The following is a 20,068-nucleotide window of genomic DNA, read 5'->3' as shown; positions in this document are numbered from 1 at the left end:
GAAGACACGAAGTTTTTACCTTAGCTGCGTTTTAAATTGCAGGGCGGATGCACTTTCCGCCCTGCGCCCAAAATTCTTTAAGGATATTGCACCGGCACAGGCTCCAGCTTCCAGATCTCCCGATTATAATCATTGATGGTCCTGTCCGTGGAAAATTTGCCGCTGTTTGCGCAATTCAATATGCTCATCCGGGTCCAGTAGTCCTTGTCCTGATAGGCCGCTTCCACCCGTTTTTGCGCATCGATATAGCTCCTGAAATCCGCAATCGTCATCCACGGATCGAACTTGCTTTTAATCGATGCGATAAGGCCGTCGAAAATTCCGGGTTCAAACTGGTTGAAATGCCCGCTTTCCAGCAGATTCATGACCCGCTGCAAGTCTTCATCCTGCTCGATGATCGCATAAGGGTCGTAATGTTCCCGCCTTGCTTCGATCTGCTCTTCGGTCAGGCCGAACAGGAAAAAGTTTTCATCGCCGACTTCCTCTCTTATTTCAATATTGGCGCCATCCAGCGTGCCGATCGTCAATGCGCCGTTCATCATCAGCTTCATATTGCCGGTGCCGGACGCCTCTTTGCCCGCAGTGGAGATCTGTTCGGAAAGATCGGCCGCAGGGCAGATTATTTCCATGCCCGAAACCCGGTAATCGGGCAGGAAGAACAGAGTTAGTTTGTCGCCGACATCGGGATCCGAGTTGATCACATGGGCGACATTATTAATCAGCTTAATGGTCCGTTTCGCCATCGCATAACCCGGCGCAGCCTTGCCGCCGATCAACACGCAACGCGCAACCCAGTTGTGGGTGTCGCCGCGCTTGATGCGGTCGTAAAGATGAATTACATGCAGCACATTTAAAATCTGCCGCTTGTATTCGTGGATACGCTTAACCTGTATGTCGAACAGCGCATCGGGGTTCAAATGGATGTCCAGGTATTGTTTTTTGTGCTCCATCAGGCGCTGCTTGGCGTGTTGTTTGATCACGCGCCAGCGACTTCTGAACTCGGCATCTTCGGCAAAAGGCTCCAGCTTTTTTAACTCATCCAGATGAGTTATCCAGCCGTCGCCGATGGTTTCGGTTATCAGCGCGGCCAGTTCGGGATTGCACGAGGCCAGCCAGCGGCGTGGGGTGACGCCGTTGGTCTTGTTGTTAAATTTGTGCGGCCATAGTTCGTAAAAGTCGCGGAACAGGCCCTGTTGCAATAACTGGGAATGCAATTGGGCGACGCCGTTGACCGAAAAACTGCCGACTATTGCAAGATAGGCCATGCGCACCTGCTGCTCGTCGCCTTCCTCGATGAGCGACATTCTGGCCAATCTGGCCTTGTCGCCGGGCCAATGCGCGGCAACTTCGGCTAAGAAATGGGCGTTTATTTCAAAGATAATCTCCATCAATCTCGGCAACAATCTTTTCATCAGCCTGACCGGCCATTTTTCCAGCGCTTCAGGCAGCAGGGTGTGATTGGTATAAGCCATGGTTTGCCGGGTAATGCCCCAGGCTGTCGCCCATGACAGGCCGTGAACATCCATCAGCAGGCGCATCAGTTCGGCAACGGCGATACTCGGATGGGTGTCGTTTAGCTGAAAACAGCGTTTTCTGGTGAAATTTGCGAACTCGTGTCCATGCAGCCTGATCCAATGGGAAAGGACGTCCTGCAAGCTGGCGGAAGCCAGGAAATACTGCTGGCGCAGCCTCAATTCCTTGCCGTTTTCATTGGCGTCATTCGGATACAGCACCATGGTGATGTGCTCCGCGGTGACTTTTGCGGCGACCGATTCGGCATAATCGCCCGCGTTAAAGTCATCCAGATTAAACTCCTCGGTCGCCACGGCTTTCCATAAGCGCAAGGTGTTGACGGTGTTGTTTTTATATCCGGGTACCGGTGTGTCAAAGGGAACGGCCAGCACATCATTAGTGCTGATCCAACATACCCGCTGTTTGCCTTTTTCATCGGTCTGTATTTCGGTATGACCGCCAAACTTAATGCGCCACGAATATTCCAACCGCTCAATTTCCCAGATATTGCCGTGCCGCAGCCAGTGATCGGGCTTTTCGACCTGTTCGCCATTGACGATGGTTTGGGTAAACATGCCGTATTCATAACGCAAGCCGTAACCAATGACCGGCAGTTGCAGTGTCGCGCAACTGTCGATAAAACAGGCGGCCAAGCGCCCCAGCCCGCCATTGCCTAGCCCTGCATCAAGCTCCCGGTCAACCAGTTCCTCGATTTCAATGCCCAAATCGTGCATGGCCTGGGTGGCTGCATCCGTCACGCCAAGATTAAGCATTGCGTTACTCAGAGTTCTGCCCATCAAAAACTCCATGGACAGGTAAAATACCTGTCTGCTATCCATTTTGTTATAGGTTTGATAGGTGGTTTTCCAACGCTCCATCAGCCGGTCGCGAATCGACAGCGACAACGCCTCGCAGGCATAGAACGGCGACGAACGGAAATTCTCGTCGCGCCCCAGCAAATGAACGTAATACTGTTTGAAGTCATCAATCAAATCCTCTTTGGTTACGCCCAATATAGGGACATCGGTAATTGAAGATTTAGGCTTGCTGGTAACAAATCGTTTATTAGGCATGATTTACTCCAAGAGATTGATGTAAGTTTAAGCGCTGTGCGTTTGGTTAATGCGGGCCAGAATTTCCAGCCACAAGGCATCGTAAGCAACCGTAGACAGGCTTTTTTTGATATAGCCTCCGAGCGGCATACGCTCCAGGCCCATGCGTTCAATGTCGCTGGCGTAAGGAATGGCGGCGGTTAAAATCCCTGCATGACTCGCAACCAGGCTGTCCATGATGTCCCGGTGCATTTTTTTACGCCGGTCGACCATCGAAAAAAACGGGATCAGCACCAGCTGATTCAGTTCATTATCTTCGATGAACTGTTCCAGCTGCTCAAGCGTTCTTAGCGACAATGTCGTGGGGATTATCGGCGACAACAAAATATCGGCGGCCTCAAAAACGGCTTCCGATAATAAGGAGATGTTCGGTGGGCAATCCAGAAAAATAAAATCGTATTCCTCGGCCAAAGGCTTCAGCAGTTTTTTAAGTTGCCGGGTCGGCTTTTTCTTGGCGTCAAGAACCAAATCCAGGTTTCTGAACGAAAAGTCGGCCGGCAATAAATCCAGGTTTTCAAAGTCGGTGCCTTTAATCAGCCCGTCCAGGTCGCGTTTTCCGGCGATTAAGTCTTTGCCGCCGCCTTTGATCTTGGGCTTGATGCGGAAATAATAACTGCTGGCGCCCTGTGGATCGAGATCCCAAACCAGGGTGCGGAAACCGTTGCGGGCGGCCGTGTGCGCCAGGTTAACCGCGCTTGAGGTTTTGCCGACGCCGCCCTTGATGCTGTAGACAGCCAATACATTCATAATCGTGTCTCGTACTGATAACGGGAAAGTTGAAACACGATAACATAACCGCTGCTGTTGGCAAGGTGGCCGCCTAAACTGTTGCAGGCGGCTGACTAGGGCGACAAGGCAAGCCGTATGCCGTTGCGGTCGGCTTGCTTGACCCGGTACAACGCGTCATCGGCCGATTTCATCAGCTCTTTCCAGCCCGGCTTGGCCCCGGTAGAGCCCGCCACGCCAATACTGACGGTAACCGGGTGGCGCAATACGAGCCCGTGGGGTTGATTTTTTTCGATGGAACTGCGGATGCGTTCGGCCAGCAGCATGGCGGTGGCGCCGTCGGTGTTGGGGGCGATAATCAGAAACTCTTCGCCGCCCAGGCGGCAGACAATGTCGTTGGTGCGGGCGGCTTTACGCATCAGTCCCGCCGCATGAGCCAACACCTTATCGCCGACATCATGGCCCAAGGTGTCATTGACCGATTTGAAATGATCCAGATCCAGCATCAAAACGCTTAAGGCCTGATTGGCGCGCCGTGCGGCCGCCGATTCCTGTTCCAGGCGGTTCAGCGCATAGCGCCGATTGGGCAAGCCGGTCAGAATATCGGTATTCGCCATAGACTTAAGACGGCGGTTGGCGACCGCCAGTTCCGCGGAATAGCGCTGGATGTCCCGGCTCTCTTTTTCCAGTTCATGTTGCAGCGTGATGATACGCTGGCCGGCCCGGAGCCGCGCCAGCAGCACGCGAAGGCTGACCGGCTTGGTCACATAATCGTCGATACCGGCGTCGAAAGCTTCAACCAGGGCATCCTCTTCTTCGGTCGAGGTCAGCATAATCAGGTAAATGTTTTTGCTAAAAGCCGATGCGCGTAAGGCCTTGCACAGCGTTAATCCATCCATCGGCTTCATGCGCCAATCGGTAATCACCAATTGAGGGTTGTGCTCGACGATATGTTTCAGCGCGGAATCGCCGTCGCGGCATACCGCAACCAGATGCCCCGCCGCCGCAAGCTGTTTGGAGAGACGCGTCCGCATTATCGGGTCGTCATCGACCAGCAGCAAGTTCAAGCCGGATAAAACCGGCTCCAGAGCGGCGGCGGGTTTCAGCAACGGTTGGGATATATCGGTTTTTACCTCGATTAACTTGCCCCATTCGTGCCAAAGCTCGATTGTTTCATCGATAAACGTCAGCAAAGCCGGTTCATCCAGGCCGTGAAGACTGGCTTCCGTTATTAAGTCCGGCAACAACTCGGCCCGATGGGCTTCATCGGCAATGCAGTAGTCCCCGATCAGCCGGGCGAGAATCAGTTGTCTGGCCAGCTGTTCGGTTCGGCTAAGCCCGGCTACATTCCTGTCGAAACTCAGTTTTAAGGCATCCAGAAATATCGCCGGAAAACCCCAGTCGGCCAGCAGTATTAAACTCAAGTCGTTATGATCGATGGCGAAACGTTCGCGTTCCAGGGCGAGAAGGGGCTTGCCTTCCGCCGCGCCAAGACATTCACCGTAGACCTCCGGCCAAGCGGTCGCCAGAGCGAGACTGCCGATGTCGCTAAGCAGTCCCAGGGTAAACGATTCCTCCGGCACGACGGTGGGTTCCAGCGCCGTGATTGCTGCAAGCGACACCGACACCGCCAGCGAACGCGACCAGTAGGCTTCGTAATCAAAACCCCGGCAATGTCCCTGGCTGTTGTTGCCGATCAGGGAAAGGCTTAGCGCGAAGTTGCGCACCGCCTGCATACCCATCATCATGACGGCCAATTGAATGTCGGCTATCGGACGTCTGGCCCCGAAGGCCGCCGAATTGGCAAAACGCAAGATGCGTCCGCTTAACGCAGGGTCGACTTTAACCAGCTGGCTCACTTGTTGCACGGTGGTATCGCTTTGTTGCACCAGCTGCATGATGGCCAACGCCGTTCCCGAAGGCGAAGGCAGGCGGTCTGTGGTTTTTAGCTCATTAAGATTGAATTTGGTATTCATTGGTTTTGTCGTTTTCTTTGCAGCAAACTCTCGATTAAACGCACCGTGGCCAGGGTCAAGTCGTCGATCATTGCCTGAAAATCGGTATCGGCGCCGCTACGGGCGGCATGTTCCAGATTCGCCGCAAGGCTGATGGTTTGGTCGGCGCAAAAATGTCCGGCCATGCCTTTAATGGCGTGGGCTGCATCGGCCAATGCCGGAAGATCGGCTTTATCCAGGGCGGTGCTCAATTCCGCGACAGAGACAGGCGCCTCTTCGAGAAACAGGTCTATCATCTCGATCAATAAGTCAATGTCGCCGTCCAGCCGTTCGAGCGCCGATGTTTCATTCCAGCAGGCCGCTGAAATTCCGCTGTTTTCGGCTTGCTCTTTCGCCAAAGGGAGGCCCTGTTCAGCGCCATTATCTTCAGGCGTTGATGCGCTTGTAAGATGGGATGGCGTAACCAGCCAGCGGGCCAATACGATTGCCAAGTCGGCCCGGCTGACAGGCTTGCTGAGATAATCGTCCATGCCTGCGGTCAAGCATTTTTCGCGTTCGCCTGTCGAGGCGTGAGCGGTTAGCGCGGCGATCGGCGTATGCGGCTTGCCGCCCCCTCGGCTACGCTCGGGGCAAGCTCCGGTTATTTCCCGTTCGCGTAAAGTACGCGTCGCTTCGTAACCGTCCATGACCGGCATTTGGCAGTCCATCAGCACCAGATCGTAGGTTTGACGTTCCAGCCGTTCCAGCGCCGCTTGCCCGTTATTGGCCAGGTCGGGCCTAATTTGAAACTTGGCCAGCTGGGAAAGTATTACTTTTTGGTTGACCTTGTTGTCTTCCACGACCAGCACCCGGTTGCCGCTGTAATCCGGCAAAACCTCTGCGGCTTTGGCGACGCCGGCGGTTTTCCGGCCGGGAAGCTGTAATGCGTCGATAATAGCATCAAAAAGCTGCGTTTGTCGTACCGGTTTTAACAGGCTTTGCGCGAATCCCGATGCGATCCTTTCGGCTTGCGAGCCGATGCTGCCCGAGGATAAAAGAATACGCGGGGTGTCGGCAATGGCGGGGTTTGCGATGATCGCGCGCGCCAGGGCGAAGCCGTCCATGTCCGGCATTTGCATGTCCGACAGCAGCAAGTCATAAGGTTCGTTTCGCAGAGCGGCGGCTTCGAGCTCGGTCAGTGCCGCGGGCGCGCTGTCGGCTTCGCTTAAAGTAAACCCCCAGTTGCTTAAGTAATGATTCATAATCATCCGGTTAGTTGCGTTATCGTCGACTATCAAGGCGCGCTTGTCGGCAAAGTTAGCCTGCGGGACCGGGACATCGCTCGCCATCGGCTCCAACGGCAGGGTAAACCAGAAGATTGAACCCTGCCCGGCAGTACTTTCAACGCCGATATGGCCGTTCATAAGCACAACCAGATCTTTGCTGATGGATAAGCCCAGCCCCGTGCCGCCGTATCGCCGGGAGGTGGAACTGTCGGCTTGCGAGAAAGCCTGGAACAGTCTCGTTTGCGCTTCGGCGCTAATGCCGATGCCGGTATCCGTAATCTCAAATCGCAATGCCGTCGGTTTGCCGGGATAGAGTACGGAGCCGTTATTTTCCGGCATGGCGACTTTTACCGAGACTTCGCCCCGCTCGGTAAACTTAACGGCGTTGCCGATCAGGTTGGTCAACACTTGACGGATGCGCGTGGGGTCGCCGTGCCAGCGTAGCGGGAGGTTCATCGGCAGGAAGCAGTTTAACTCCAGGCCCTTGCCGTGGGCGCGGCTGGACAGCAATGTGCAGACCTCTTCGACCAATTCAGGCAGGTTGAACTCGATCTGCTCCAACTCGATTTTGCCCGCCTCAAGCTTGGAAAAATCCAGAATATCGTTGATGATCGTCAATAGAGATTCCGCCGAGTTGGCCGCGATGTCTATCAGGTCCCATTGCTCGCGAGACAGTTGGGTATCCTGCAAAAGATCGAGCATGCCCAAAACGCCGTTCATCGGCGTGCGGATTTCATGGCTCATATTGGCCAGGAACTCGGTCTTGGCCTGTGCGACCTGCAAGGCTGCATCGCGCGCCGCTTCCAGCGAGGTATTGGCTTGATGCTGGAGCAGCGCGAGCGCGATCATTTCGCCGACTTCCGTGAGCATGGCGATACGGGATTCGCTATGCACCGGGTAAGGATCGGTAACGGTAAATAATACGCCGAGAATATCCTCGCCGGAAGCAATAGGCACGATGTAGTGGCCGTGCGGCTGTAGGCCGCCGCAACTGCAATGAGCGGTAACGGACAGTTTCCTGGAGACCGCGACTTGTCCGCACAGGCCGTCGCCGAACGCTATGCGCCGCTCGATGCCGAGACATTGGTCTGCGTCTTGTTCATTGAGCTCTACGAACTTCTCCAGATAGTTTTCATCCTGCGCCCGGAGAAAGATGCAGCCCTTGCGTTGCCGATCCAATGCCTTAAGGCCGAACAGAATGGCAAGAATCTGAATAAAGCGTTGTTCCAGCGTCAGCGGCTGATGCAGTGCTTCCGATATAGACAGCCGGGCGGCGGTATCGTCAGTTTCGATTTGCAAGGCCGCTTCCTGCTCGACTTGTTTGCTGACATCGTGCTGAATCTGAACATAACCGGACAATGCGCCGTCTGCACTCAGGATCGGCGTAATATTGGTCTTGGCCCAGTATTCCAGCGTATCCTGGTCGGAAGCGTTGCCTCGGCGTCGGCCCCGCAACCGGCCGGACCAGGGTTCGCTGCAATGAAGCCTGTCTTGCATTTCGGCAATGGCTCCCTGCATTGCCCTGCCTCCTGCATCCGTGCAGGAGGCGGTAGGGCTGTCCAGCACATAGGGTTTTTGCCCGATCAGCGCATCCTCCGTCCAGCCGGTAAACAGGCATAGCGCCGGATTGGCGTATTGGATGAATCCTTCCGCATCGGTGATCAGTATCATCTCGCTGCTGGCGTCCAGCGCGCGTTTGAGCGCGGTCAGCTTCAGTTCGTTCGCTTTCCGGGCGGTCGTGTCCCGGCGTATCGAAATGTATTGCTTGGGTTTGCCGGCCTTGTCCAGCGAAGGCACGATAGTGCTGTCCACCCAGTACAGTCCCCCGTCTTTGCGGCGGTTGCAGAACTCTCCCTTCCATACCTGGCCGCCTGCGATAGTGCGCCACATGTTGCGGATATAATCCTGGTCGTGATAGCCGGAGTTGACGATACGATGATCCTGACCGATCAGTTCATGTCGGGCATAGCCGGAGACTTTGCAGAACATGTCATTGGCATAGACGATGCGGCCCTGGACATCGGCAATACTGAGCAGGACGTGATTCTCCAGCGCCTCCAACAGCTCCTTATTGGAGGCCGTCCGCTCCTCGGCAATCTGCAAGGTCAGCGGGCGCACCGTCAGAAACCATAACAATGCCGAGCTGAGCGCAGTCAGCAGGGCTATGTTCAAAACCGCATCCTGTAACGGCGACAATACAATGCCCTGTTGATGAATGGCTCCCAATAACAAGATGACCAATGTTTCGGAAACAGAGACGGCTGCAATGATGCACCCTAACGAACAGAGAGAGTTATTTTTCGGGTCTGGCGACAATGGGCTTGTCATGAGCTTTTTTGATGCTGTCTGTTTTTTCATTATGTTGCAAGGAATGAGCCTGATTTGTCAGGGGCTCACCGGTTTTATCGGGCGGCGTATTCCGCGTCTGTTATTAAATAAAGCGCCAAGCCGTAACCCGAATTGGAGCGTATCTTTAAACCCGTTAATTTTCAATAGAATTGTTGAATATGGAACGATAAGCTTTCAATCAACGCTAAGTTATCCTATCCTTTACGCCATTAAATTTAACCTTGTCCGCAACCGTTCCCTACAGGCTTACGGTATACACACCATCTTGGCGATAAAAAACAACCATGACTGAAGCAAGCTCCTTATTTTCCGATGCAAAACTTGTAATTCCAGGCGGCGTCAATTCGCCGGTCCGTTCTTTTAGCGGCGTGGGCGGCACACCGGTTTTTATCGACCATGCCAAAGGCGCTTATATTTACGACAGTGTCGGCAACCGCTATATCGATTATGTCGGTTCCTGGGGGCCGATGATTTTAGGGCATGCCCACCCGGACGTTATCAAGGCGGTCAAACAGGCGGCGGAAAAAGGCCTGAGCTTCGGCGCGCCGACCGAAATCGAAACGCTGATGGCCCAACGGGTTTGCGAGTTGGTGCCGTCGGTCGATATGGTCAGGATGGTCAGTTCCGGCACCGAGGCGACCATGAGCGCAATCCGCTTGGCCCGAGGCTACACCGGCCGCGACAAAATCGTTAAATTTGAAGGTTGTTATCACGGCCATTCCGATGCGTTATTGGTCAAAGCCGGTTCCGGCGCATTGACATTCGGCGTGCCCAGCTCTCCGGGCGTACCGGCTGCCGTTGCCGAAAACACCATTACCCTGACTTACAACGACAGCGAGGCTGTCAAAGCACTGTTTGCCGAGCTGGGCGAGCAAATTGCCTGCATTATCGTCGAGCCGGTCGCAGGCAACATGAACTGCATCCCGCCTGAACCCGGTTTCCTGGAATGCTTGCGCGAGGTATGCGACCGATATAATAGCGTATTGATTTTCGATGAAGTGATGACCGGGTTCAGGGTGGGCTTAAGCGGTGCTCAGGGACTCTATAATATACAGCCCGACTTAACCACGCTGGGCAAAATCATCGGCGGCGGCATGCCGGTCGGGGCTTTCGGGGGCTTGCGAAAAATCATGGAACATCTTGCGCCGCTCGGCCCTGTTTACCAGGCAGGCACGTTGTCCGGCAATCCGGTCGCAATGGCCGCCGGCTTGAAAACACTGGAATTGATTGACCAGCCGGGCTTTTACGAGGCGTTGACCGCAAAAACCGAAAAACTGACTTCAGGCCTGAAAGCCCGCGCCGCTCAGGCCGGTATCGCGATGACCACGAACAGCGTCGGCGGCATGTTCGGGCTGTTTTTCAGCACTGAAACGCAAGTGAGCCGCTTCGCCCAAGTCATGCAATGCGACCAAGACCTGTTTAAACGCTTTTTCCATGCGATGCTGGATGAGGGCGTTTATTTGGCGCCTTCCGCGTTTGAGGCCGGGTTCGTTTCGGCCGCGCACAGCGACGAAGACCTGGAAAAAACCCTGGATATTGCTGAAGCCGTCTTCAGGCGCTTGCAAGCTTAAGCGGAGATGACGTTCGCCGGCAGCAACGTTTAGATAATTATGACAGGACTTTCTGTTGCTCGAGCGCGCCTTCAGCAAAACGGTACATTACCCATGATTCGACTCCTCTATTTTAGCCAGTCCAGGGACGTAATATCCGACAAGCAAGTGCAGAACATCATGGAGTCGTCGCGGCGGCATAATCCGGCCCTGGGCATCACCGGCGTTCTTGTTCACGGCGGCGGCATGTTCATGCAGGTTCTGGAAGGACCTGAACAAACGACGCTCCGCACGTATGTGAAGATTTTGGACGATCAAAGACACAGTAATTGCCAAATTGTTTACATCACGCCTACAGACAAGCGAATCTTCGAGGGTTGGTCTATGGGGGTCATTGCCCGTCGAGATGTGTTGGAATTTGAGCAAATCATGGAACTGCGGGAGCAGCGGCGTAAAGAAGTAATTGAGCCGAAGGTTTTCACAAATGCTATGCGCGGATTTCTTAAGATATTAAATGACGGGCATCGCTGATCAAATGACTTGCTTGAGCTAGCCCATGAATTTTATCAATAATATTCCTCCGCTGGTATTGACGTTAATAGGCCTGTTGCTCGGCGCATTGACCATGCGCTTGTTGAGCGGCAAGGATAAAACCCTGATCCGGCAACTCTCGACCGATCTCGCTGTCGCCGAAGAAAAACTAAAGCAGTTCCAAACCCGCGAAGCCGAATTCAAGCAATTGCAGCAGCTGTTCATCGAAACCAAAACCGAGAATGCCCAGTTGCAGGCCCGCATGGACGAGCAGGCGAAAAATACCGAGGAAAAATTAAAATTGTTGCTGGATGCGGAACTGCGCCTGAACACCCAGTTTGAAAACCTGGCAGGCAAAATTTTCGACGACCGCAGCAAGCAGTTCACCGAACACCATAGAACCAGCCTCGATCATATCGTCACCCCGCTACGGGAACAGCTGGGCGAGTTCAAGCAGCGCATCGAAACGGTTTACGACAACGAGAACAAGGACCGCATTTCCCTGCGCGAGGAAATCGTCTCGTTGCGGCGCGATACCGCGCAAATGAACCAGGAAGCGCTGAACCTGACCCGCGCGTTGAAAGGCGACAAGAAAGCCCAGGGCAACTGGGGCGAAATGATCCTGGAAAAAGTGCTGGAAAAATCCGGGCTGCGCAAAGGCGTCGAGTACGAAACCCAGGGCGCATTCCGGGACGAGGATAATCGGTTGTTCAAGCCCGATGTAATCGTCCGTTTGCCCGAGGGCAAGGATGTGGTGATCGATTCCAAGGTGTCGTTGCTGGCTTATGAGCGCTATTGCTCAACCGAGGATGACCAGGAGCGGGTGCTGGCCTTAAAGCAACATACCGACGCGGTGCGGGAGCACATCAAGGGCTTGAGCAACAAGGATTATTCCGGCCTGAAAGGCCTCAGGTCGCTGGATTTCGTGTTGCTGTTCATGCCGATCGAATCGGCCTTCATCGCCGCATTCCAGGCCGACGAGCGCCTGTTTACCGACGCCTTCGAGCATAAAATCATCGTGGTCACCCCGACGACATTATTAGCCACTTTGCGCACTATTGAAAACATCTGGCGCTATGAACGCCAAAACGAAAATGCCCGTGCTATCGCCGATAAGGCCGGGCTGGTTTACGACAAGATCCGGGGCTTCGTCGACGACCTGGATAAACTGGGCAAGCAATTAAGCACCGTCAACAGCACTTATGACGGCGTGATGAACAAATTGACTCAGGGCAACGGCAACCTGATCCGTCAGGCCAGCAGCTTTGTCGAGCTGGGCGTTAAAGTCAAAAAGACTTTTCCTAAAAGCATCACCGAACAGGCGGGGCTCGATAGTGATGAAAGTTAGAAATTCAAGGTAAAAACTTATACATAAGTGCTTATTAGCCGCGTCGTTCCGGCAGGGATTGCCGGGATCCAGAAGTCATGGATGGCAATGCCGAAGCAAACAATAACTCTTGCAAAATAGGAGCGTGTTAGATAAACCAAGCGTTCACATCCCTGTGGCCTGGATTCCGGCAATCCATGCCGGAATGACGACTCTTAAAATACTTGTGTATAAAGATGAACATACCGGAGTTTATGCGATACTACGCGGCTTTGATTTTTCTGATGTATGTAGGCAATGTCATTCAGTTAAGCCGTTTGTGGCGAGGTTAAGCCGTTCGTGGTGAGCCGAAGGGCTTAGGGCGAACGGAAAAATCCTTAACTTAATGGCGTTTCCCTTCGTGATAACTATTAGACATTTATGATTACCTGCTTAATAAGGAGTAACACATGACCGCACTGGTTGGCATCATCATGGGCTCGACGTCCGACTGGGAAACCATGCGCTTTGCAGCGGAAACGCTGGAACGGCTCGGCATTCCGCACGAGGTCGAAGTGGTCTCGGCGCACCGCACCCCGGATAAACTGTTCGATTATGCCGAAACGGCCGAGGGCAAAGGCCTGGAAGTGATTATCGCCGGAGCGGGCGGAGCCGCGCATCTGCCGGGCATGACGGCCGCGAAGACAGCCGTGCCGGTGCTGGGCGTGCCGGTGCAGTCGAAGGCGCTGAACGGCATGGATTCCCTGTTGTCCATCGTGCAAATGCCCGCCGGCATTCCGGTCGGCACACTGGCGATAGGCAAAGCGGGCGCGATCAACGCGGCCTTGCTGGCTGCCGCGATCATCAGCAACAAACATGCTCAATATAAGCCCGCATTAAACAATTTCAGAAGCGAGCAAACCGAATCGGTGCTTGCGCATTCCGATCCAAGACCGGGGGATGCGTTATGAGAGTGGGCATATTGGGCGCAGGCCAGCTGGCCAGAATGATAGCGCTGGCGGGTACGCCATTAGGATTGGAATTTATTTTTCTCGATCCCTCCGCCGATGCCTGCGCCAACAAGCTGGGCGAGCCCTTGATCGGCGATTACAACGATCCGAAATTATTGGCGCAGCTGGCGGAACGCGCCGATGTGGTCACTTACGAATTCGAGAATGTTCCGGCTGAAGTCGCGGAGTTTCTGGCCTCCCACACCCAAGTGCATCCGGCCCCGAAAGCCCTGGCCATTGCCCAGGACCGCTTGCTTGAAAAAACCTTTTTCCACGACATCGACATCCCCACTCCGGCTTATGCGGCGGTGGACAGCCTTGAAAGCCTGGAACAGGCGATGACCACCCTCTGCTATCCCGCCATTTTGAAAAGCCGCACCCAGGGCTACGACGGCAAAGGCCAGTCGCTGCTCAAATCGGCCGACGATTTAAAATCGGCCTGGGAGCTGTTGCAAGGCGTACCGGCTGTTGTTGAAGCCTTCGTGCCGTTTAACCGCGAAGTGTCGATCATCGCCGTGCGCAGTGTTTCAGGGGAGATTGTCTTCTATCCGTTATCGGAAAACCTGCATCGCGGCGGCATACTGCGCGTTTCCGAATGCCGTGCCGACGATCCGATGCAACAACAGGCGGAAAGCTATGTCTCCCGCTTGTTGGAGGAGCTGGATTATGTCGGTGTACTGGCCTTGGAACTGTTTGAAATGGACGGCCATCTGGTTGCCAACGAGTTTGCGCCACGGGTGCATAACTCCGGCCACTGGACGATCGAAGGCGCGGAAACCAGCCAGTTTGAAAATCACCTGCGGGCGATCCTGGATCTGCCGTTAGGCTCAACAGCGCCGGTAGGCAACGCGGCCATGGTCAACTTTATCGGCGGACTGCCTAAGACTGAAGAACTGTTGGCAATTCCCCATGCGCATTTGCATCTTTACGATAAAGCGCCGCGCAAAGGGCGGAAAGTGGCGCATGCCACGGTGCGCGCGGAAAGCCGGGAACAATTATCGGAATTGGTCAAGAAACTGGCCGCGCTGGCTGATCAAGTTGATGATTCGTAGATGTTTTTTGAATAACTTTACAGCCGGCGGGGCATGTTGCCCCGTCCGGCTTGTAAGCCTCTAGGGATTCAAGCCGATTCGCTTAAATCCGCTCTGTGAGTCTTTCTCCTATCTCTTCGTATATTCCACATAATTTCAATTTTTTCATCCGTACATTCATTGCGCATCGCTTTGATGACTGCTGCACGAAATGAAATAGACTTTAATGCTTCCGCGAATGTTTCCTCGGTTTGTAAACTAACAGAGTTAAAAAATGTTTTCATGTTTTCTGCTTCACTGAAGCTATCAAAACGCATCGCTATACACCATAGTTTCCACTGTTCACGATATTTCATCGCGTTGTCGCGTTTTTCAGCGAGTCTGGAAAGATACTGAATAAATAAATCTGCAATATCGAAGGGACTTGTTTCTTCATCATAGTGTAAACTTCCAGTCCCTATATATAGGCAATTCAACAAGCTTGAATAACAAGCCCCGACCACAAACAATTGCCTCCATAGTTTATAGACACTGCACTCGATTTGAAACATCACCTGACCTGGCTCCATTTCGTTATTATTCATCTCAGTCCATTTTTGCGATTGGTAAGGAATGATATCTAAAACATTCCGAAGTCGTTGCATGGTATCGAGAATTGCCTGTTCAAGCTCACCGCTTTTCTTGAGATATTCTGTTACTGTTAATGACTGCCAAGACAAAAACAGTAACTCTATTTCAAAAAGCATTCGCTCAACTTTTATCTGTGCCCAACCAAATTCCATACGAATGAGCCAAATATTTTGGTGCGCCATGTTACGGAGCAACTTCTCGGCATGACGGAGTTCTTGTTCGGCACGCTCGATTTTTTTTAGCGATGAGGCAGCGATGGGGTGTAGCTCTTTGGCTAGTTCAGCGAATTTTCGAGGTAACTTTTTAAACTGTTTATTCTGATCTTGCGTACTCGTACCATCAAGCTTCAGCTTTTCGCGTACCTGATCGCGTTTAGATAGAGAGAAGTAGTGTTCATGTGCACTAATTGCAAGTAGCTCAGCTCGTATAATATGCACTACACTGATCAATGACCAGTGGTCGATTCGCTCAGGAAACAGTCCCGTTGATGCGAGATCGAGAAAATGATGAGCTTGCGGGAAATGTCCCCGCAAATACAACGCTCGTACTCTGATGGTAAGTGCGTTGGATCGATTCTTTGTATCTTCATCATTTGTTTTAGTGGTTTCACGAAGTAGGTCTTCAAAAAGGACAGAATCTATTTCGGCCTTTCTTAGCTTGTCGTCCATTATTCGTGAGTCGGAATCTTTACGTTCAAGTAGGGGGTGCCAAAACGGCCACTTTATAAACCAAGATCGACCACGCAGTTCATGTGCCACAAGTTGTTTCCTTTTTACCCAACTCTCAATATCTGTATTTGTTGTTCTTCCTTTTATGTCATCCAGCTTGTCAAGAATAAACTGAGTATGCTCTTCGGCACGATGATCGCCGGGATGAACAAGGCATCGCGCAATATTTAACAAATTATTAAGCTGCTCCTTAGCTCCTTGAAACTTTTCGGAAAAGTTTTTATTATCTTTATTTGTAGCTGTTTCCCCCTTATCCTTTAAATTTTTTTCTAGTTTAATTAATTCCTTAACAATTTTATTAAAGTTGTTCTTTTCTTTCTTAAAGTTGGATTCTGATCCGTATTTGCTCAAAATGCTCTTGTAATCCATTTTCGATAGCAGTGCTTGATATTTTAACTTCTCAAATAGTTTACTAAGTTCGTCAAGCGTCTCTTTAATTTCTATTGGACATTCGCTAGTGTGCCCGCTAATTCCTTTCATATTAGTCAACTCAAACTCCAGAAACTGATCCGACCATGCCAGAATGCTATCAGGGGCTGCTTCGATACGAAAGAGTAGTTTATTTTTCTTGAGAGCCATCAAAAGTGTGTCCAAGGAGTTTTTGCGAAGAAGTTTAAAATTTTCTACTAATTCTTGTGCACTAGAAATTTTCTTTGTGTTTCTCTTAATTGGGTCAAAAATGCCTAGTACCCAAACATACCATTCAAAGGGATTATCATCATCGGGTTTGAATCTTTCGGAATCACCAACTGGAAAAGTTTCACAAACTGAAGAAAGTTCTTTGCAATGTATGCTCAAATCGTTCCAAATGGTTGTCTTATCGCCTTTTTCGAAGTCTTTTTCAATGATAGTGATGAGCAAAGTAATGATTCGGATAGCGGAAACGCGGTGATACAAATACTCCCAGAATGATCGTATATCATGAGTAGGTAGGAATATATCAACGTAATAAGCGCGAGCGGCAAACAGGTGCCAAGTTATACTTAAAACACCATCCATAATCGCCGCCGAACTTGATGGTTTATTACAGGGGATTTCAAGTTTCCAAGCATCTATCCAGGCTTTAAGATGTAGCTGTTCGGTAAGTGCATCGTATATAGCCTCGTAAACTTCTCTGAAAAGCCAAACACTTCCACCTTCATGATTCTGTGATACGACACTACCTACAGGACTACCAATGGTGACAATTAACTGTAATAATTCATTTATTGCAGCATGGGTTTTTGCAGAAACTTCATCATCAAGTAAGTTCTCTCCAATTTTTCGCAATCCCCAGCGTTCTACGATTGAACGCAGCAATGGCAGAGAACGGGGGCGACGGAAAATCGAGAGGAGACAGATAAACGCTTCTGTAGTAGTTTTTTCACTGAGTTTTTTAAGCTTGGATTCTTCAGCATTGTCTTCTGACCTAAGCGCATTGAGTAGAAAAAGGACATTTTTGGCACGTTTCAACGAATTATCAGGCAGATTTGCCTCACTATATCGCCAATGTGCGGATAGATTGGTTGATGGGTCAGGTTCTGGTACTAAATTTTTTTCGGAAATGAGATCTTTGTATTCTTCATTCTTTTGGTGGTGGAGGCAAATATGTTTATGTTGTAATTTTTGTTCTTCACCAATGCGTTGGAGTGACTTTATCAGCAGGTAAGCGTATTTGTATGATTTGCATGACTTCAACAGAGTTGTGTTATCGATTGACCTCAAATGATGTCTAAGGCGCGGCTTGTCGGCGGTCACGATAATATAAGAATCCCAGTAATTAGGGGCTGGCATCCTTTTTCCCATGTGTAGCAGCTCCTTGAGAAAACGCCATAAACCTTTTGAACGACCTTCAAGACGTTTTTCATACGATGAAGGGATACCATGATGCACCATCTGCGGTCGACCAAATGATTCCACCATGTCGAGGACAAGAACGTAGCGTCCCCTTTTAAATACATCGTGGATTCTCTCAATCGCCTTAGATATTGCAGCTTCACGGTTGACATCCATATTGGTAATCGCACATGATGGAATTTGAGGATCAATTAGACGAACACGATTGAAAAATTCCGCAATGATACCTTCCACTGTGTGATGATTTTCAAGATCAATCCAGATTACCGTGTATCCATTATCAAGCGAATTGACAAAAGCCATCCCAGCAAGGGAAGACCAGTTCGAAGAAGGTTTGCCATTATCGATTTCGCCAATACAAAGATGGACTGGACGGCGCTTCTCCTCTTTTTCTTTTTTTGTATTCGCGAGGTAAGTTTTCAGCCCTGTCGTCAAGGGTCTACTGGAAATAGTTGAATAGCTCCTAGAGGTAGATTGGTAACTATTGCAGGTAATGTGTAAATACAGCTCTTGGAGAAAGGTGTCTATGTGTCTAACGTTAAGACGTTGCACGCTGTTGCCCGAATCGGCAATCAATTCATTAAATAGTGGGCCTGGTTCACTTGGCCCCTGAATCCAGATAAGTCGAGGTTTATCTGATCCACGCTCTCTTTCCTGAACAAATGCTTGGAGTATTTGCATAATTCGTCGCTCAGAACCGTTAAAACCCATGACCAGTATTAGCGCATCTTTCGGTATGTAGCCTAAAGCATTATTACGGGCATCAATTTCGAGCGTATATTTTAGCCGCTCACCTAATCTAAGTCCGTAGGCAGAGCCATGAAGCTTAAGCAGTGAAAGTTGCCGATGAACCAAAGCTTGATTTGGGAGTTCAGCATCTTTGTGTACATCAAACACTTTCGGCGGAATACCTTCCTGATAAAAAGCACGCTCAAGCAAGGAATCGAAATTGGTTGTAAGTAAAAGCGGTATCCCTAACTTTGGCTGAAGGAACGCAAGGTAACGGTGTGATAGGGTTGGATTAAGCCCATTTTCGAACGAGGTGAAAAGTGCATCAATGAGATTAAAATTACCTTCGCAAAGTTTGTCCAAAAGCATTTCCCAGTCACCATATAAAAGACTTGGTTCCAGTTCATCAGAGGACTCATTACCATAGTGATAATGAGATTTCCATTGCAACCATTCTTTCAACATGGCTTGATTCGCACCACTTTCGCGTCCCGTCAGCTCTTTGCGCAAAGTCCATTGAACTATTGCCTGTTGATGATCGCGTAACGCAAGTGATTTATTTATAAGAGGTTTTGTTCCTTCTAAGATATTCGGAACTGCTTCAGATATTTTTTTAATTTTTTTATCTATACCCACGTCATAAGCGAGAAGATCAAGGAGTATTTTTTTGTTACCTAAATTTTCACCACGTTGCTCGCGTTCCTTATAATCACTTATGGCGAGCCGTACTGCTTCATTACTAACCTCCCAAATTTTTTTCCGCCCTACTCCATTTTTGTAAGGCTTCTTAATATCATCACTTTGATTTTTTTCATTCAGCGGTCGTTCAAGCCATTCCCAAATATCAGCGTTGAGCTGTCCTAGATTAGGCCAGCCAAAATCTTCTAAATATTTACTCGGATGCCGGCTATAGTTATCCAATGCCCACTGATGATCTTCTTTGATCTTTGGGAAACGATCTTTGAATACGCCATATTGAATAGCAAAATCCACTTTCGCAAGATATTGGATAACAAATCTAATCGTAGGAAAACCCGCAGAAACCGAAATACCAGCACCAAGAAATGGCACTATTGGTCTATAACTTGACTCTTTACGAATGGTCTCAAGTATTTCCTGCCTTTTTTGGCATAATGACTCTTCCTTCTTCGACATATCAATTACCCCTACACGCTAATAATATTTTCAATTGCAATCAGTAATATGAATTCACCGAGATGCTCCACATAGCCTTAGATTGTGAGCGATTGTCGTTGCAAAAGCATTTTTGAGCTCAAGTATATGTCAGTAAATATTTACTAGATTATGAGTTTAGTTGCCTAGAGAAGTCCATTATTCTCGATTGATGCGTTTCGGCTTGATTATCGATTAATACGGTCGATTGCGCGATTCTTTATCAGCTGAAAATGATCGCTTAGCTGTTCCGGTTTGAGTTCAGTATATTGACCGTCAACAAGATCACGTTCGCCCTCCGCCAGCTTCGACCGCAAGTGATCCCGCTTCATCTGATTGATCAGCTCTTCGTTGGTTTTCATAAACCTCAGTGCTTCACGGATTACTTCGCTAGCATTGTTATATAAACCGGAAGTGACTTTTTCTTTGATGATGGCTTCGAGTTCTGGTGTTAATGAAATATGCATGAGAAACGCCTCCTGGATTCAGGATTCACTAAGAATGGCGGATTCAACTCCGAAGTGCAATTCTAGTAATCATGCGGCATCCCTCTCTTGTTCAGGAAAAAAGACCTCATGAGGTGTTTTAAAATTGAGTGTTTTTCGAGGGCGATGGTTGAGCTTAT

General features: G+C 50.4%; 12 protein-coding genes. 6 read left to right on the top strand and 6 right to left on the bottom strand.

Annotated features, from left to right (window positions below):
- Nucleotides 1-77: 77 nt before the first annotated feature.
- The 4 genes from B0F88_RS09810 to B0F88_RS09795 all read right to left on the bottom strand — a co-directional run bounded on the left by B0F88_RS09810 (nucleotide 78) and on the right by B0F88_RS09795 (nucleotide 8,898).
- A complete protein-coding gene (locus B0F88_RS09810; RefSeq protein WP_104423765.1) occupies nucleotides 78-2,585 on the bottom strand; it encodes a glycogen/starch/alpha-glucan phosphorylase in 2,508 nt (835 codons plus the stop codon).
- A gap of 27 nt (nucleotides 2,586-2,612) precedes the next feature.
- Nucleotides 2,613-3,371: a ParA family protein gene (locus B0F88_RS09805; protein WP_104423764.1), complete on the bottom strand. Its 759-nt coding sequence runs from the start codon at nucleotides 3,369-3,371 to the stop codon at nucleotides 2,613-2,615.
- A 95-nt stretch (nucleotides 3,372-3,466) separates the two neighbouring features.
- Nucleotides 3,467-5,326 carry a diguanylate cyclase gene (locus tag B0F88_RS09800; RefSeq protein WP_104423763.1) on the bottom strand — a complete coding sequence of 620 codons (1,860 nt, stop codon included), beginning with the start codon at nucleotides 5,324-5,326 and terminating at the stop codon, nucleotides 3,467-3,469.
- Complete coding sequence (locus B0F88_RS09795; protein WP_104423762.1) at nucleotides 5,323-8,898, bottom strand: response regulator; 3,576 nt, start codon at nucleotides 8,896-8,898, stop codon at nucleotides 5,323-5,325. Before B0F88_RS09795 ends, B0F88_RS09800 begins: the two co-directional genes overlap by 4 nt.
- On the opposite strand from B0F88_RS09795, the gene B0F88_RS09790 reads away from it, so the two are divergent.
- The 6 genes from B0F88_RS09790 (at nucleotide 8,897) to B0F88_RS09765 (ending at nucleotide 14,368) form a co-directional block, all read left to right on the top strand.
- Entirely contained in the window at nucleotides 8,897-9,211 is a 315-nt protein-coding gene (locus tag B0F88_RS09790; protein ID WP_104423761.1) for a hypothetical protein, read from the top strand. The genes B0F88_RS09795 and B0F88_RS09790 overlap by 2 nt on opposite strands.
- A complete protein-coding gene (hemL, locus tag B0F88_RS09785; RefSeq protein ID WP_104423760.1) occupies nucleotides 9,204-10,490 on the top strand; it encodes a glutamate-1-semialdehyde 2,1-aminomutase in 1,287 nt (428 codons plus the stop codon). The genes B0F88_RS09790 and hemL overlap by 8 nt, the downstream gene beginning before the upstream one ends.
- Nucleotides 10,491-10,583: 93 nt before the next feature.
- Nucleotides 10,584-11,000, top strand: coding sequence for a BLUF domain-containing protein (locus B0F88_RS09780; protein ID WP_104423916.1), 417 nt, complete (start codon nucleotides 10,584-10,586; stop codon nucleotides 10,998-11,000).
- Nucleotides 11,001-11,025: 25 nt separating this feature from the next.
- Nucleotides 11,026-12,348, top strand: coding sequence for a DNA recombination protein RmuC (locus B0F88_RS09775; RefSeq protein ID WP_104423759.1), 1,323 nt, complete (start codon nucleotides 11,026-11,028; stop codon nucleotides 12,346-12,348).
- 428 nt (nucleotides 12,349-12,776) lie between these two features.
- Nucleotides 12,777-13,277: a 5-(carboxyamino)imidazole ribonucleotide mutase gene (purE, locus tag B0F88_RS09770; protein WP_104423758.1), complete on the top strand. Its 501-nt coding sequence runs from the start codon at nucleotides 12,777-12,779 to the stop codon at nucleotides 13,275-13,277.
- Complete coding sequence (locus B0F88_RS09765) at nucleotides 13,274-14,368, top strand: 5-(carboxyamino)imidazole ribonucleotide synthase (RefSeq protein ID WP_104423757.1); 1,095 nt, start codon at nucleotides 13,274-13,276, stop codon at nucleotides 14,366-14,368. Before purE ends, B0F88_RS09765 begins: the two co-directional genes overlap by 4 nt.
- Before the next feature lie 68 nt (nucleotides 14,369-14,436).
- On the opposite strand, the gene B0F88_RS09760 is transcribed toward B0F88_RS09765, so the two are convergent.
- Together B0F88_RS09760 and B0F88_RS09755 are read right to left on the bottom strand one after the other, a co-directional pair.
- Nucleotides 14,437-19,425 (bottom strand): SIR2 family protein, encoded by a 4,989-nt coding sequence (locus tag B0F88_RS09760; RefSeq protein ID WP_104423756.1) that lies wholly within the window; start codon nucleotides 19,423-19,425, stop codon nucleotides 14,437-14,439.
- Between the two features lie 206 nt (nucleotides 19,426-19,631).
- Complete coding sequence (locus B0F88_RS09755) at nucleotides 19,632-19,910, bottom strand: type II toxin-antitoxin system ParD family antitoxin (RefSeq protein WP_104423755.1); 279 nt, start codon at nucleotides 19,908-19,910, stop codon at nucleotides 19,632-19,634.
- Between the last annotated feature and the right edge of the window lie 158 nt (nucleotides 19,911-20,068).

Source organism: Methylobacter tundripaludum (genome assembly GCF_002934365.1).
Lineage (GTDB): Bacteria > Pseudomonadota > Gammaproteobacteria > Methylococcales > Methylomonadaceae > Methylobacter_A > Methylobacter_A tundripaludum_A.
This window is presented reverse-complemented; position numbering and strand designations above follow the sequence as displayed.

What these genes read in the sequence shown, in the direction of transcription:
- B0F88_RS09795 (WP_104423762.1), bottom strand. Translation starts at nt 8,898, where the DNA reads ATGACAAGCCCATTGTCGCCAGACCCGAAAAATAACTCTCTCTGTTCG.
- B0F88_RS09755 (WP_104423755.1), bottom strand. Translation starts at nt 19,910, where the DNA reads ATGCATATTTCATTAACACCAGAACTCGAAGCCATCATCAAAGAAAAA.
- B0F88_RS09805 (WP_104423764.1), bottom strand. Translation starts at nt 3,371, where the DNA reads ATGAATGTATTGGCTGTCTACAGCATCAAGGGCGGCGTCGGCAAAACC.
- B0F88_RS09810 (WP_104423765.1), bottom strand. Translation starts at nt 2,585, where the DNA reads ATGCCTAATAAACGATTTGTTACCAGCAAGCCTAAATCTTCAATTACC.
- B0F88_RS09775 (WP_104423759.1), top strand. Translation starts at nt 11,026, where the DNA reads ATGAATTTTATCAATAATATTCCTCCGCTGGTATTGACGTTAATAGGC.
- B0F88_RS09780 (WP_104423916.1), top strand. Translation starts at nt 10,584, where the DNA reads ATGATTCGACTCCTCTATTTTAGCCAGTCCAGGGACGTAATATCCGAC.
- B0F88_RS09800 (WP_104423763.1), bottom strand. Translation starts at nt 5,326, where the DNA reads ATGAATACCAAATTCAATCTTAATGAGCTAAAAACCACAGACCGCCTG.
- B0F88_RS09765 (WP_104423757.1), top strand. Translation starts at nt 13,274, where the DNA reads ATGAGAGTGGGCATATTGGGCGCAGGCCAGCTGGCCAGAATGATAGCG.
- B0F88_RS09760 (WP_104423756.1), bottom strand. Translation starts at nt 19,425, where the DNA reads ATGTCGAAGAAGGAAGAGTCATTATGCCAAAAAAGGCAGGAAATACTT.
- B0F88_RS09790 (WP_104423761.1), top strand. Translation starts at nt 8,897, where the DNA reads ATGAGCTTTTTTGATGCTGTCTGTTTTTTCATTATGTTGCAAGGAATG.
- hemL (WP_104423760.1), top strand. Translation starts at nt 9,204, where the DNA reads ATGACTGAAGCAAGCTCCTTATTTTCCGATGCAAAACTTGTAATTCCA.
- purE (WP_104423758.1), top strand. Translation starts at nt 12,777, where the DNA reads ATGACCGCACTGGTTGGCATCATCATGGGCTCGACGTCCGACTGGGAA.